Here is a 14721-nt window from a genome sequence, read left to right as displayed (position 1 = left end):
AAGTGGGAAGTGCAGAAATTCGTCGGGAATGAATTCTGCCAGAGCAACCTTTTCGATACAGCACCCTAGACATCAAACATCTTGCCCGGATTCATGATGTTGTCCGGGTCAAACACCTGCATGATGGCTTTCATGTAAGCCAGTTCTTCCGGGCTACGGCTGAAGTGCAAAAAGTCTTTCTTGACCATACCCACACCATGTTCAGCGGAAACACTGCCGCCATATTGCTGGGTGATGGCAAAGACTTTGTCGCTGACGTGGTGGCATTTGTCAAAGAAGGCGTCCTTGTCCATGTCGGCAGGCTTGAGGATGTTCAGGTGCAGGTTGCCGTCACCAATGTGCCCGAACCAGACAATTTCAAAACCGGGATAGGTATCAGCCACAAAGTCATCCACTTCCTTCAGGAATTCCGGCACCCTGGAAACCACCACGGAGAGGTCGTTCTTGTAGGGGGTTTCATGGCTGATGGTTTCGGAAATGAATTCGCGCAAGCTCCACAAACTCCGGGCCTGGGCTTCGCTCTGACTGATGGAGCCATCTTCCACCCAGCCTTCTTCCATGCAATGCTCAAAGACCTGCATGGCGGTGTCCATGACTTCTTCGTTTTCCGCTTCAAATTCCAGCAGCGCATAGTAGTCGGTGACGGAATCAAAAGGGCGTTGCAGCTGGTGGTGCCGGGTCACTTTGCCCAGAGCATTTTCCGAGAAGAATTCAAAAGCCGTGAGATCCACTTTGCTTTGAAAGGCTTTCAGGACCTGCATCACCGCTTGCATGCTCGGTGTACCCAGCACCATGACGGTGAGGTTTTTGGGTGGGCGGGTCAGTTTGATGGTGGCTTCGGTGATAATGCCCAAGGTGCCTTCAGCTCCGATGAACAGATGGCGCAGGTCGTAACCGGTGTTGTTTTTGACCAGGCCCTTATTGAGCTCCAGCACTTCACCCTTGCCGGTGACCACTTTCAGACCCAGCACCCAGTCGCGAGTCATGCCGTATTTGATGACCTTGATACCACCGGCGTTGGTGGAGATATTACCGCCGATCTGGCTGGAGCCGGCCGAAGCAAAATCCACGGGGTAATAAAGCCCCTGCTCTTCGGCAAACTTCTGCAATTGCTCGGTGATCATCCCGGCCTGAACCGTGACGCTGCGATCCACAGCATTGAAATTCACCACCTTGTTCATGTAGTCCATGACGATAACCAGCTCATCATTGGCCGCCACAGCGCCAGCGGACAGACCGGTTCGACCGCCCGAGGGCACCAGGGCAATCTGGTTTTCCCTGGCAAATTGCACGATGGCCTGAACATCTTCGGTACTGCGTGGAAAGGCAATCGCACGTGGACGCGGAGTATGAATTTTGGTCCAGTCACGCCCATAGATCTCCAGGGCCTCGCCATCCAGGCGCACTCTGTCAGCCCCTATCAGATCTTCAATTGCTTGTTTGATTTGCTCAGGAGTCATTACCATCTCCGCTAAAAATGAAAAAACTGCAGGTTAAAATTTAACCATTTTCAGCTTGTTATCCGCTGATTATCTGGGTTGTTATGTTAACATAGCTTCCTTTAAGCTGGCTTGCTTGGTGCAAGTTTTTCCATCTGTCTGTCACCCCTATCACGGATACTCGTTTCATGGCCAAAACCACCTCACTGGATAAGAGCAAGATCAAGATCCTGCTACTTGAAGGCGTTCACCAAACTGCTGTGGACAACTTCAAAGCCAATGGTTACACCAACATTGAATATCACGCCAAATCCCTGCCGGAAGCGGAGCTGCTTGAGGCCGTGAAAGATGCGCACTTTATCGGCATCCGTTCACGCACCCAACTGACCGAAGAAGTCTTCGCAGCGGCTAATAAGCTGGTTGCTGTCGGCTGCTTCTGCATTGGCACCAACCAGGTGGAACTCTATTCCGGCCTGATTCGCGGCATTCCGGTATTCAATGCCCCCTATTCCAACACCCGCTCTGTCGCTGAGTTGGTACTGGGCGAGATGATCATGCTGATGCGCGGCATTCCGCATAAAAGTGCCGAGTGCCATAAGGGTGGATGGATCAAATCTGCCGAAGGCAGCTATGAACTGCGCGGCAAAAAACTGGGCATCGTGGGGTATGGCAACATCGGTTCGCAGCTTTCTGTTCTGGCCGAAGGCCTGGGCATGGAAGTCTACTACTACGATGTGGTTACCAAGCTGCCCATGGGCAATGCCCGTCAGGTGGAAACCCTGGATGAGCTGCTGGGTCTGTCCGATATTGTCACCCTGCACGTACCCGAACTGGAATCCACCGAGTGGATGATTGCCAGCGAACAACTGGGCAAGATGAAACCCGGTTCGCATTTGATCAATGCTTCCCGTGGTTCGGTTGTGGTGATCGAAGACCTGGCCGATGTCTTGAAGTCCAAACATCTGGCTGGTGCTGCAATTGATGTTTTCCCGGTGGAACCCCGAGGCAATGGCGAGGAATTTGTCAGCCCCTTGCGTGGCCTGGAAAATGTCATCCTGACCCCGCACATTGGTGGCTCCACCCTGGAAGCCCAGGCAAACATCGGCAAGGAAGTGTCGGAAAAGCTGATTCGTTACAGCGACAACGGCACCACCACCTTTGCCGTCAACTTCCCCGAAGTGGCCCTGCCTTCCCACCCCGGCAAGCATCGCCTGCTGCACATTCACGAAAATATTCCCGGCGTACTGTCCGAAATCAACCGGGTGCTTTCCGAGAACGGCATCAACATCTGCAGCCAGTACCTGCAAACCAATGAAAAGGTGGGCTATGTCGTAGTGGATGTCGATGTGGAATACAGCCAACAGGCCCTGGAAGCCCTGAGAAAAGTCAAAGGCACCATCCGCAGCCGAGTGCTTTTTTAAACCAGCTCCAAAAACTCACAAGACAGCCTCCAGCACCTTTCAAGTGCTGGAGGCTGAGCTGGCCTAGTCGACCTGTTTGTCCAGTCTTTCTGTAGCCGAGCGGTGGTCGCGCTGCATCCGATCCTGCCTTTCCTGTTGCACACGCGGGTCTTCTTTGGGCAGGTTCTTCATGGGTGATGAACAGCCCATTACCAGCATGGCCGACAAGACCAGTGCAGCACCTGCCAATAATTGCTTTTGCATTGTTTTCTCCTTACGGGTGGGGTGGCTGGGAAAGCAACCCTTGGGTCAAGTGGGATAATACTTCTTCACGCCTTTCGGTGTCTTCATTCAATAGCTGATGGGCCGCGTCTTTGATCAGGTGCACTCTGGCATTGGGTAGTAACCGCCGCAGCACCGTCAGATTGTACTGCCAATCCACGGTGGTGTCGGCTTCACCCTGAATGATTAAAACCGGATCGTCACAGGAGGCTGCCTTTTCAATCACGGGAATCCAGCGCGCCAGGGCTTTGACCCAGACCAGGGGCAACCGTTTGGGTTGCAGGGGGTCCAGGTCACGTACCAGATGCAAAAAGCGGCTGTCGTGGGAGTTGTCCCGAAACTTGCGCGGCAGGTGGCGAATAAAAAGGGAAACCAGTGGCAGCCAGCGCCGGGTTGTTGTCCAGCCTAGGGGGCGAACCAGGGGTGCCAGCAATGCCACCCGATCAAAACGCGAGCCCCGCAGCAGGTGCTCCAGGGCGATGGCTCCTCCGGTTGAAAAGCCGGTCAGTAGCCAGGGGCGCGGAAAGTCACCCGCTTCCAGCTCGGACAGCAGCTGTTCCAGAAGCTGTTGGTAAACCTCAAAGCTTTGAATGGCGGCCCGGGCACCACTGGAAAGCCCGTGACCCGGCAAGTCCACGGTCAGATAACGCAAACCCTGAGACAGAGCCCAGTGCTGCAGCCCGCCATAAAGGGCTCCGTGATCATAGTAACCATGCAGGTGAAGCAGGGTGCCTTTTTCGGTTTCGTGATCCAGTCTCTGGGGGGCAAAGGCCTGCGTCCAGATACGGTAACCTGCCACCTGCAACCAACCTGCTTTGACACGGTCCAGAAGGGGGTCTCCGGCACCCACCATTCCATAAAATTTCAGGTAGCCAGCATGGTCGAAGGAGGGTTGCTCTTGCCAGTCCGCGCAAGCAAAATCAGAGGGCCATAACCTGAGTTGAACATGAAAAGCAGGGGGTGGCATGAATCGGGTTTCCTTCTTCGTCTAAAGGCGGGTGTTTTTCTTGCTGAAATCCTGTATCTTCTTGCTTCAATAACTTGTAAGTTCCTGAAAATTTACTACAAAATTCACCTTATTGCGGTGATTTTACAACAAATTCCTTCAGGTTACGCAACCTATCAATCTCAGACAAGAGGCGATTTTCCATGACTGATCGCATACAAACAGGTGGCTTACAGGTCGCCAAAGAACTCTACGACTTTGTTAACGAGAAAGCCATTCCAGGTAGTGAAGTTACAAGCGAAGCTTTTTGGTCCGGCCTGGATCAGCTGGTTCACGAGTTGGCACCCCGCAATCGTGAGCTTCTGCAAAAGCGCGAGGACCTGCAAAAGCAAATCGACACCTGGCACCAGGACAACAAGGGCCAGTTTGATTTTGCAGCCTATAAAAATTTCCTGAAAGAAATTGGTTATCTGCAGCCTGAAGGCGAAGCTTTTCAGGCCACCACCACCCAGGTGGATACCGAAATCGCCCGTCAGGCTGGCCCACAACTGGTGGTTCCGGTCACCAATGCCCGTTTTGCCCTGAACGCTGCCAACGCTCGTTGGGGCAGCCTTTATGACGCGCTTTACGGCACCGATGCCCTGCCCGAAGACGGCGGCGCAGAAAAAGGCCCTGGCTACAACCCGGTTCGCGGTGAGAAGGTCATTGCCTTTGCCCGTGATTTTCTGGATCAAAGCGCTCCCCTGGCCAAAGACAGCCACAAAAATTCCACAGGCTACTCAATTGTTGAGGGTCAGCTGCAGATCAGCCTGAAAGACGGCAGCACCACGGGCCTGAAGGACCCCAGCCAATTGCAGGGTTACACCGGCGAAGCCTCGGCTCCAACCGGCATTCTTTTCCAGCACCATGGTTTGCATTTTGAAATTCAAATCGACCCCAACCACCACATTGGCCAGACAGACGCAGCTGGCGTCAAAGACCTGCTGATGGAAGCCGCTTTAACGGCCATCATGGATTGCGAGGATTCCGTGGCTGCTGTGGATGCGGAAGACAAGGTGCTGGCTTACAGCAACTGGCTGGGCCTGATGCGCGGTGACTTGGCAGAAGAAGTCAGCAAGGGTGGCAAGACCTTTACCCGCACCATGAACCCGGATCGTCAGTACACCGATCCTCAGGGCGGTGAGTTGACGCTGCACGGTCGTTCACTGATGTTTGTACGTAATGTCGGCCACCTGATGACCAACCCGGCTGTCTTGCTGAAAGATGGCTCGGAAATCCCTGAAGGCATTCTGGATTGCGCCATCACCAGCCTTGCAGCCAAGCATGATCTGCTGAGCAAAGGTAGACTCAGCAACTCTCGCACCGGTAGTGTTTACATTGTTAAACCCAAGATGCACGGCCCTGAAGAAGTGGCCTTCTCCAACGAGCTTTTTGCCAAAGTTGAAGACCTGCTGGGTCTGGAGCGCTACACCCTGAAAATGGGCATCATGGATGAAGAACGTCGCACCACGGTCAACCTGAAAGAATGCATCCGTGCCGCCAAGGAGCGTGTGGTCTTCATCAACACCGGTTTCCTGGATCGTACTGGCGATGAAATGCACACCTCCATGGAAGCCGGCCCCATGATCCGCAAGGGCGACATGAAAACCTCCGCCTGGATTCAGGCTTACGAGCAGTGGAATGTGGACATCGGCCTGGAATGCGGCCTGAAAGGTCGCGCCCAGATCGGCAAGGGCATGTGGGCCATGCCGGATCTGATGGCAGAAATGCTCAAGCAGAAGATCGGTCACCCCAAATCCGGTGCCAACACCGCCTGGGTTCCCTCACCCACTGCAGCGGCTCTACATGCCCTGCATTACCACCAGGTGGATGTGGCCGAGGTTCAGGAAAAGCTTAAATCCCGCGAACGCGCCAATCTGGATGACATTCTTACCATCCCGGTTGCCGAGAACCCCAACTGGTCTGCCGAAGAAATCCAGCAGGAGCTGGACAACAACGCCCAGGGCATTCTTGGCTATGTGGTGCGTTGGGTTGATCAGGGTGTGGGCTGTTCCAAGGTTCCGGATATCAACAACGTCGGCCTGATGGAAGACCGCGCCACTCTGCGCATTTCCAGCCAGCATATTGCCAACTGGCTGCGTCATGGCATTTGCAGCAAAGAACAGGTCATCGAAACCCTGCAGCGCATGGCCAAGGTGGTTGACGGGCAGAATGCCGGTGACCCGGCTTACCAGCCGATGCACGGCAATTTTGAAAAGTCGATTGCCTTCCAGGCTGCTCTGGAGCTGGTTCTTGAGGGCTGTGCTCAGCCCAGCGGTTACACCGAACCGGTTCTTCACCGCCGTCGTCTGGAGCTGAAAGCCCAGCAAGGCTAAAACAGCCAGACACAAAAAAGCCGGGGAAAACCCCGGCTTTTTTATTGGACGACCGCTATTACATCATGCCGTCAACACGCTCCCGCAGCTCTTCATTGCTCTGCAGAGCCATGGCGATGTTGTTGTAGGTATCAACATCCAGGCCGCCTTCTTCAACAGCCTCAACCATCAACTGACCTGCTTCCTGCTGCAGCTTGTTGGCTGCTTCCTGGCCCTCAGCTTCTTCCAGACGCTGGGTGAAGTCTTCACGAATTTCTTCCAGTGCAGGCTGAACTTCAACAAACTTTTCCAGGTCTTCATCGGAAAAGTCCATATCCATTTCTTGCTGTTGCATACCCTGCTGTTGCTGGGCACCTTGCTGCTGTTGAGAATTTTGCTGCTGAGCCATGGCCTGCAGGCTAAGGCCCGTCAGCATAAACATTGCCAAAAACAGAGCGGTTAACTTTTTCATGCTTAATCCTCCAAAAAATAATCGAGACTTCTAGAACTCACCCCTATTCCTGCGAAGACCATGCCAAAACTTTAAAATTAATATAAGCAATTGATTTTAAAGGGACAAATAATTGGCAAATTATTCTTGTCGGCTATCAGAGACATTTGCAGGAAAATGCTTATGTGTCAAGGTGGCACATGTGTCCAAGAAAAAATTCTCGAGGAATCAATGACTCCATCTTCAAACGCTGAACACCCTCTGATCGGCCAAAGCCAGGTTATGCAGCAACTGTTTCAGCAACTGAATGTGGTTGCCAAAGCCCAGGGGCCGGTACTCATTCATGGTGAAACCGGAACCGGCAAGGAGCTGGTGGCGAAAGCCCTGCACCAGCAGAGTAGCCGGGCCAGTCAGCCATTTCTGGCCGTCAATTGTGCCGGTATCCCCCAGGAGCTATTGGAAAGTGAGTTTTTTGGTCATGCTGCCGGGGCCTTTACCGGGGCCAACAAACCCCGCAAAGGTTTGTTTGTTGAAGCCAATGGGGGCAGCCTCTTGCTGGACGAAATCGGGGAAATGCCCCTGTCCTTGCAGGCCAAGTTGCTCCGGGCACTTCAGGATGGTTCCATTCGACCGGTCGGGCAGGACACCGAAGAAAAAGTGGATGTCCGTATTATTGCCGCCACCCACAGAGACCTGAAGAAAAAGGTGGAAGCCGGGGAGTTTCGCGAAGACCTTTACTATCGCCTGGAAACCTTCGCCCTTCACCTGCCGCCCTTGAGGGCAAGAGGCGCGGATAAACTTCTGCTGGCACAAAGCCTGTTGGAAAAGTTTTGCCATGAACAGCAGCGTTCAGTCCCGGGCTTCAGCCTGGAGGCCCAGCAACTCCTGGAAAACTACGATTACCCCGGCAACATCCGTGAGCTTCAAAATATTCTGGAAAGGGCTCTGGCTTTTTGCAATGAACCCCGTATTGAAGCCTGGCATTTGCCGGAACGTTTAAAAACAACCCGTGAGGAAGAAGCCACCCAAAAAGAACAAAACAGAAATCAGGAGGTTGAACAGCGGCTTCTGGAAGGCAATAAACTACCAACGCTGGATCAGCTACAGCAGCGCTATGTGCGCCTGATCCTGGAAGAGACCGCTGGCAACAAACGCCGAACGGCTGCCTTGCTGGGAATCGGCAGACGCACCCTTTACCGCTGGCTGGATGAGGAAAAGAACCCTTAAAATATTGATTTCAAGCCGTTATAAGTCAGCACCCCGAAAAAAGTCATCAGCAGGCTCCCCAGCAGGTGTAAGGCCGTGGTGGCAAAAGCCCAGCCCAGGCGACCCTGTTGCAGCATGTACACGACTTCCGCCGAGAAGGTGGAAAAGGTTGTCAAACCGCCCAGCAAACCGGTCACCAGCAGCAAGCGCCATTCCGGGGAAATTTGCGGATGCTGGGCAAAAAAAGCCAGGGCCACCCCGATCAGATACCCCCCGGCCAGGTTGGCCAGCAAGGTTCCCAAAGGCAAGGCAGCCAAGGACGCATTAAACTTGAGTGCCAGCCACCAGCGTAACAAAGCACCGGCACCAGCGCCTGAAGCAACAGCAAAAGCGGCAAGAGGTAACGACATGGACAAAACTCACAAGCAGGATTCGCGGTCATTATGATGCAAAAACCTCGCCCAGATCTAAAGAATTCCGGTTTTTTTCGTGCTTAAATAGGCTCATGCAGAAATTCAAAGCTTTCTTACATGAGCGTGTGCAGTCCGGTGGCTTTTCACGCCTACTGATCCCCCTTCTTCTTACCTGCTGGCTGCTGGTCGGACTGCTGCTTCTGCACAGCTATCAATCATCCGTCAGCAATTACAGCCAGGCGGCCTACAAACGCAGCGAACAACACACCAGTGCCCTGCTGGATCTGCAAAAATCCCTGGTGACCGCCAAGCTGCAGGAAATGCAGCGGGTTCTTGAAGCCATCAGCAGCCTGATGACCAGCCCGGAGATGAACCGAGAGCAACTCCTACTGGCCATGCAGGCTCGCAAACAGCCCAGCCCGGAAATTCTGGTTCTGATGTTGCTGGACGCAAAAGGGCAGGCCAAGGCTTTCAGTCTCCCCGGCGAAAAACCTGAGCTGGCTGACCGGGATTATTTCACCTGGCACCGGGACAACCCGGACTCGGATCAACTGTTTCTTTCCAAGCCCCTGCTGTCGCGCAATGCCCAGCGCACCCCTTTTGTGGCCCTGAGCAAAGCCCTGACGGATGACCAGGGTGAATTCCAGGGCGTACTGGCCATGGGGATTGATCTTGAAGCTCTGGCTCATGATCTGCGTGGCCTGGTCAGCAAAGGCGGTCATGCCACCGTTCTGGCCCACCAGGAAGGGGAAATCTATTTTCGCATGCCCTGGATTGAAGGCTCATCCACTGGGGGCTCCTCACCGATTATTGCCCAGCACCAGGGCGCACTGGAGGATCACCACCTCACCCGGATCACCTCGCCTTTTGACGATAAATCCCGTCAGGTTGCTTATGGCAAGGTCGGCAACTGGCCTTTGGTGGCTTTTATCTCCGAAAACCTGGAAGGCATTGAAGCCAGCATTCAAGCCTATCAGACAGAGCAGGCTTCACGCTGGGGGTTGGCTTTTTTGCTGGCCAGCTTGCTGTTTGCCGGTCTGGCGCTGTTGATTCACCAACGCCAGAAAACCCTCTTACAGCTGAGTGAAAAGGAAGAACGCTACCGGTTGGCCAAAGATGCCGCCAACATTGGTATCTGGGATATGGAAGTCAAGACGGGCCGCTTGTCCTGGGATCTGCAAACCTGGCAGCAGTTGGGTTATTCCAGGCCCGCTTTTACGCTCAATTACCAGACCTGGCTGGATACCATTCATCCTGAGGATCTGCCCCAGGTACTGGCCATCACCTCCGAAAAAATTCAATCCAGCGAGCCTTTTGAGATTGAGTATCGAAGCCGAACCGCCCAGGGTCACTGGCAGTGGCAGCAAGGGCGTGGCCGGACTGTAAGCTGGGATGACCAAGGCCACCCCCTGCGGGTTATGGGAACCAGCCAGACCATTCAGGCCAAAAAGGATTCCGAAGAAAAGCTTCAAGAGCAGGCTGCCGCTCTCCAGGCCTCCAATGAGGAGCTGGAACAGTTTGCCTATGTGGCTTCCCATGACCTGCGCCAGCCCTTGCGTATGATCAGCAGCTATGTGGAGTTGATGAAGCGGCGTCTTGCCGGGCACCTGGATGATGAAACCCAGGTGTTCATGAATTTTATTGCCGAGGGTTCAGCACGCATGGACAGCATGCTGGTTTCTCTTCTGGAGTATTCGCGGGTCGGGCGGCATGGCGAGCCTATTGCCAGCCTGGATTCCAGAAGCCTGGTCAAGGAAGCCTTGACCTATTTGCAACCGCAAATCAAAGAGGCTCAAGCGAAGATTGATATTACCGGTGACTGGCCCCAGGAACTCCAAGCCAGTCGCAACGAGATCGTGCGCCTGTTCCAGAACCTCATCAACAATGCCCTCAAGTATCAGCCGCCCGGCCAACAACCACAGATCACACTGACGGCTGAGGATTCAGGTGAACACTGGCTTTTCAAGGTTAAGGACAATGGTATCGGGGTTGACCCTGGCCAGCAGGATCGGTTGTTTAAAGTCTTCCAACGCCTGCACACCCGGCAGGAATATGAGGGCACCGGCATAGGTCTGGCCATCTGCCGCAAGATTGTTGAGCGGCATAAGGGCGAGATTTGGCTGCATTCAGCAGGCAAAGGCCAGGGCTGCTGTTTTTGCTTTACCCTGGCCAAGGAGCCACTTTAAACCTTGAATTGCTTGACGCTATCCTGCAAACGACAGGCCAGCTGCGACAATTCCTGACTGGCTGCCACATTCTGCTGCATCCCGGTAGCGGCTTCTAAAGAAGCCTCGGTAATGCTGCTGAAGTTACGGTTGATTTCTTCAGCCACCGCTGACTGTTCTTCAGCGGCACTGGCAATCTGGGCATTCATGTCATTGATGTCGGTCACCGAGCGCTGGATCACTTCCAGGGAAGTACCGGCACGCCTTGCCTGTTCCACACTTTCAGCGGCCTTGATGCGCCCTTTTTCCATGACATCGACAGCACCCCGGGCACTGGATTGCATTTTTTCAATGCGCTGCTGGATATCGCGGGTGGATTCCTGTGTGCGACTCGCCAGGGCACGCACCTCATCGGCAACCACCGCAAAACCACGTCCATGCTCACCGGCCCGGGCTGCTTCGATGGCAGCGTTCAGCGCCAGTAGATTGGTTTGTTCGGCAATGGTTTCAATCACCTCCAGAACCGTACCGATCTCAGTGCTGTCCACGGACAGCTGGTCAATCACCTCACCAGCCTGCTCAATCTGGTTGGCCAGTTCATCAATACTGGTCAGGGTTCTCTTGACTTCTTCGCCCCCAGAGATGGTTTCTTCATCCGCGGTCTGGGCCAGGTTGGCTGCATCGGCCGTGTGTCCGGCCACTTCCTGAACCGTTGCCGACATCTGGTTAATGGCAGCTGCCCCCTGGTCGGTCTGTTCACGCTGACTTTCCACCAGATCCTGATTGCGACGTGCCGTTTCACTCATTTGCCCGGCAGACTGGGCCAGGGTATCAGCTGTAGCGGTCACACCCTTGATGATTTCCGAGAGCTGGCTGGTCATGCTGGCCACCGCACCCATGATGCTGTCCGGGTGGCGGGTACGAATATCCAGAGTCAAATCACCGGAGGCGACGCGACGTATCAAACGTGCTGCCACTTCAGGCTCACCACCAATCGTCCGTGTCAGGGTGGAAACCAGACGCACACTGACCAGCACACCAATGATCAGCGAAACCGCAGCCACTAGGAGCATCAGGGTTTGAAAGCCCCCAGTTTCCGAGCGCACAAAATTCACCTGCTGTTGAATCTCTTCTTCCTGGTAGTCAATGAAGGCGTTAACCGCCGCCAACCAACGGGTATAGGCCGGGGAAACATCCTGCAGTACCAGACTTCTGGCTGCCGACAGCTCGTCTTGCTCTAAAAGATCCAGTGTCTGTGCCGTGAGTGCCACAGTTTGCTCTTCAATTGCTTGGATGTCGGATAACAAATCCTTTTCTTCCTGGGTCGCATCCTTGGTACTGCTGAAGATACGATCCATACGCTGTGCCGACTCCTGGTAAAAAGCATCCAGTTCTTCGATTTGCTGCAAAAACTCCCGGCGATCGGCTACAGAAGTGACCAGCACGGCATCACGAATGGCAATGGCACGATCATGCACGCTGCCACGAAAGTTGATGGCATACCGCTGCTTGCGGGTGTCCACGTCATTCACCTGGGTGAGGGTGGCATCAATGCTGCCCACTTTAACCACCCCAACCAGGGTGATCACCAAAATCAGTGCCAGTACCAGGCCAAAGCCCAGGTACAGCCTTTGTGCAATCGTCATGTGCCTACCTCCAAAATAACGATACAAAAACGAAATATTCTTGTACAAGTATTTTATAATCCTAACCTATCAGGAAAAATAAAAACAGCAAATAATAGCTATCACGACCTTAATGACTAGCTATCATTTGCTATAGAGGGGTATAAAAAAGCCCCGACGAGCGGGGCATCTTGGGCAGGCCTTTAAAAAGGTGCATCCTAGAAAGGAATATCGTCATCAATATCATTAAAGCTGGGAGCCGCCTGACCGGGTTGTTGCTGCCCCGGCTGTGGTTGTTGGCCAGGTTGAGGCTGAGATTGCGCCTGGCCTGGGTAAGGCTGCTGCGGCTGTGGTGGTTGCTGGGGTTGCTGATAGCCCTGAGGCGGATATCCCGGCTGAGGTTGGCTGGGCTGCTGCGGTGCCTGCATGGGTTGCTGGGCAGCAGGTGCAGGCTGTGGCGACCGGGGTGGAGCCTGGGGTGCCGGTGCAGGCTGTTGTTGCATGGGTTGCTGAGCAGGCTGACTGTAATCCTGCGAGTAGTTGCCCTGGGGCTGTTGCTGGCTGTAGTCAGCGGGTGCTGAACGTCCGGCATTGCCATAGCCCTGCTGGCCACCGCCACCGGCTCCATCCAGCATCTGCATTTCATTGGCAACGATTTCAGTGGTGTATTGATCGACACCCTGCTGGTTCTGCCATTTGCGGGTCTGCAGCTTGCCTTCAATGTAGACCTTGCTGCCTTTTTTCAGGTATTGACCGACAATTTCTGCCAGACGACCAAAAAACACCACCCGGTGCCATTCAGTTTTTTCCTGTTTCTGGCCCGTAGCCTGGTCTGTCCACTGCTCACTGGTGGCCAGGTTGACATTAGCTACCTGCTTCTGGTTTTGGGTAAAACGGATATCCGGGTCTTGCCCCAGATTACCAATCAAGATGACTTTGTTGACGCCCCGTGCCATGGTTCTTCCCCCTGGTTTACAACCTTGTTAGAAAAAATTCAGTAAAAAAATAAAGCCTCAGTGGCTAGCTGCTAAAAGCTTTTCCAGCTCATCTTCATCCAGTTGTCGGCGATCCAGCTTCAGGTAGCCTGTGGCCTCTTCGGCAAGAAATACGACCTCTTCAACACCCCGGATCTGTTGCAGTTGTTGTTCCAGCTCAGCCAACTGATGGTTTTCCCTGCAGCCTTCCGGTAGATGAAAAACCCGACTGGAAAGATGGCGTGGCGCCCGGAATCCCAAAAGCCCCAACAACCAGAGCCCCGAAGCCAGGGCCGCACACCAGAGCAACCAATCAGAACCCCAGTTGCTGAGTATCCAGCCGCCCAGAACACCGCCTAAAAAAGCGCCCAGAAACTGTGAGGTCGAATAGACCCCCATGGCGGTGCCCTTCGCTTGGACGGGTGCCTGCTTGCTGATCAGTGATGGCAGACTGGCTTCCAACAGGTTAAAGCCGATAAAAAAGATCCACAAGCCCAGCAGCAAACCCAACCCCGACTGAGCCAGGATCACCAGACCCAGAGCCAGCAATGCAAAACCCACCAGCAGCATGGCCTTCATCTTCTGACCCTTCTCACCCAGGATAATCAAGGGGATCATGGCCACAAAGCCCAACAACATGCTGCCCAGGTAGACAAAACCCTGTTGCGAGAGAGACCAGCCTGCTTCCAACAGCAGACCCGGTACGGCAATGAAGATTGCCGTCAGCAAGAGGTGCAGCAGTAAAATACTGAAATCCAGCCGCAATAACTGAGGGTGGCTCACCACCCGCTTCAGCTGAACCGGATCAATGCCAGCGTCCAAATGCTTGCGCACCCTCGCAGGGGAAGGTACCCAGCGCCAGAGCACCAGCATGCCCAGACAACTCAGAACGGCAGTCAGCCAGAAAAGACCGGACAACCCCAGCCAACCCGCCAGCCAGGGACCCAGAGCCATGGCGGCAATAAACGCCAAGCCGATGCTGATACCCACTGTGGCCATGGCCTGGGTGCGCTTTTCATCACGGGTCAGATCGGCCAGCAAAGCCATCAGCACGCTGGCGATGGCCCCCATACCCTGCAGGGCACGCCCGAGAACCATTCCAACCAAGGTGTCCGCCTGAGCAGCAACCAGGCTACCCAAGGCAAACAGGGCCAGCCCGAGATAAATCAATGGCTTGCGACCGAAGCGATCCGAGAGCCAGCCAAAAGGCAGTTGCAACAAGGCCTGGGTAAAACCATAGATACCGATGGCCAGACCGATGGCCATGGGCGTTGCCCCGGCAAAATCATCCAGCAGCAAAGGCATGACCGGCAAAACCATGAACAGGCCCAGCATACGCAGGCCGTAGAGACCGGCAAGTCCGCTGATGGCTCTTACTTCAATGGATGACAGGGTGTCTCTGGACATAATACGACCGCTTGAGGAAACCCGCTATTCTACCCTGCTGCTGGCTGTGCGACCACCAC

Annotated in this window: 12 protein-coding genes; 4 read left to right on the top strand and 8 right to left on the bottom strand. The window is 54.3% G+C overall.

Annotated features, from left to right (window positions below; all coding sequences use genetic code 11):
• Positions 1-65: 65 nt before the first annotated feature.
• Positions 66-1460, bottom strand: coding sequence for an FAD-binding oxidoreductase (locus LG323_RS11230; protein WP_404416100.1), 1395 nt, complete (start codon positions 1458-1460; stop codon positions 66-68).
• A 167-nt stretch (positions 1461-1627) separates the two neighbouring features.
• On the opposite strand from LG323_RS11230, the gene serA reads away from it, so the two are divergent.
• Positions 1628-2860: a phosphoglycerate dehydrogenase gene (gene serA / locus LG323_RS11225; protein WP_404416097.1), complete on the top strand. Its 1233-nt coding sequence runs from the start codon at positions 1628-1630 to the stop codon at positions 2858-2860.
• Between the two features lie 63 nt (positions 2861-2923).
• Here serA and LG323_RS11220 read toward each other — a convergent pair whose 3' ends face one another.
• Positions 2924-3103 (bottom strand): hypothetical protein, encoded by a 180-nt coding sequence (locus LG323_RS11220; protein WP_404416094.1) that lies wholly within the window; start codon positions 3101-3103, stop codon positions 2924-2926.
• 10 nt (positions 3104-3113) lie between these two features.
• Positions 3114-4088, bottom strand: coding sequence for an alpha/beta hydrolase (locus LG323_RS11215; RefSeq protein ID WP_404416093.1), 975 nt, complete (start codon positions 4086-4088; stop codon positions 3114-3116).
• A gap of 182 nt (positions 4089-4270) precedes the next feature.
• Here LG323_RS11215 and LG323_RS11210 point away from each other — a divergent pair, with 182 nt between their 5' ends.
• A complete protein-coding gene (locus LG323_RS11210; RefSeq protein ID WP_404416090.1) occupies positions 4271-6442 on the top strand; it encodes a malate synthase G in 2172 nt (723 codons plus the stop codon).
• 58 nt (positions 6443-6500) lie between these two features.
• Here the strand turns inward: LG323_RS11210 and LG323_RS11205 are convergent, their stop codons facing one another.
• Positions 6501-6893 (bottom strand): DUF4168 domain-containing protein, encoded by a 393-nt coding sequence (locus LG323_RS11205; protein WP_404416088.1) that lies wholly within the window; start codon positions 6891-6893, stop codon positions 6501-6503.
• A 210-nt stretch (positions 6894-7103) separates the two neighbouring features.
• Between LG323_RS11205 and LG323_RS11200 the strand changes: the two genes are divergently transcribed.
• Positions 7104-8099: a sigma-54 interaction domain-containing protein gene (locus LG323_RS11200; protein ID WP_404416085.1), complete on the top strand. Its 996-nt coding sequence runs from the start codon at positions 7104-7106 to the stop codon at positions 8097-8099.
• On the opposite strand, the gene crcB is transcribed toward LG323_RS11200, so the two are convergent.
• On the bottom strand, positions 8096-8488 hold the full coding sequence (gene crcB / locus LG323_RS11195) for a fluoride efflux transporter CrcB (protein WP_310696806.1): 393 nt from the start codon (positions 8486-8488) through the stop codon (positions 8096-8098). The genes LG323_RS11200 and crcB overlap by 4 nt on opposite strands.
• 95 nt (positions 8489-8583) lie before the next feature.
• Here crcB and LG323_RS11190 point away from each other — a divergent pair, with 95 nt between their 5' ends.
• Positions 8584-10677 (top strand): ATP-binding protein, encoded by a 2094-nt coding sequence (locus tag LG323_RS11190; protein ID WP_404416082.1) that lies wholly within the window; start codon positions 8584-8586, stop codon positions 10675-10677.
• On the opposite strand, the gene LG323_RS11185 is transcribed toward LG323_RS11190, so the two are convergent.
• The 3 genes from LG323_RS11185 to LG323_RS11175 all read right to left on the bottom strand — a co-directional run bounded on the left by LG323_RS11185 (position 10674) and on the right by LG323_RS11175 (position 14662).
• Complete coding sequence (locus LG323_RS11185; RefSeq protein ID WP_404416079.1) at positions 10674-12302, bottom strand: methyl-accepting chemotaxis protein; 1629 nt, start codon at positions 12300-12302, stop codon at positions 10674-10676. The genes LG323_RS11190 and LG323_RS11185 overlap by 4 nt on opposite strands.
• A 197-nt stretch (positions 12303-12499) precedes the next feature.
• Complete coding sequence (gene ssb / locus LG323_RS11180; RefSeq protein ID WP_310696809.1) at positions 12500-13237, bottom strand: single-stranded DNA-binding protein; 738 nt, start codon at positions 13235-13237, stop codon at positions 12500-12502.
• 57 nt (positions 13238-13294) lie between these two features.
• Complete coding sequence (locus tag LG323_RS11175; protein WP_404416075.1) at positions 13295-14662, bottom strand: MFS transporter; 1368 nt, start codon at positions 14660-14662, stop codon at positions 13295-13297.
• Between the last annotated feature and the right edge of the window lie 59 nt (positions 14663-14721).

Source organism: Marinospirillum sp. (genome assembly GCF_044810985.1).
GTDB lineage: Bacteria > Pseudomonadota > Gammaproteobacteria > Pseudomonadales > Halomonadaceae > Marinospirillum.
Note: the sequence above shows the minus strand (reverse complement) of the source record. Positions and strands in the feature narration are given on the sequence as shown.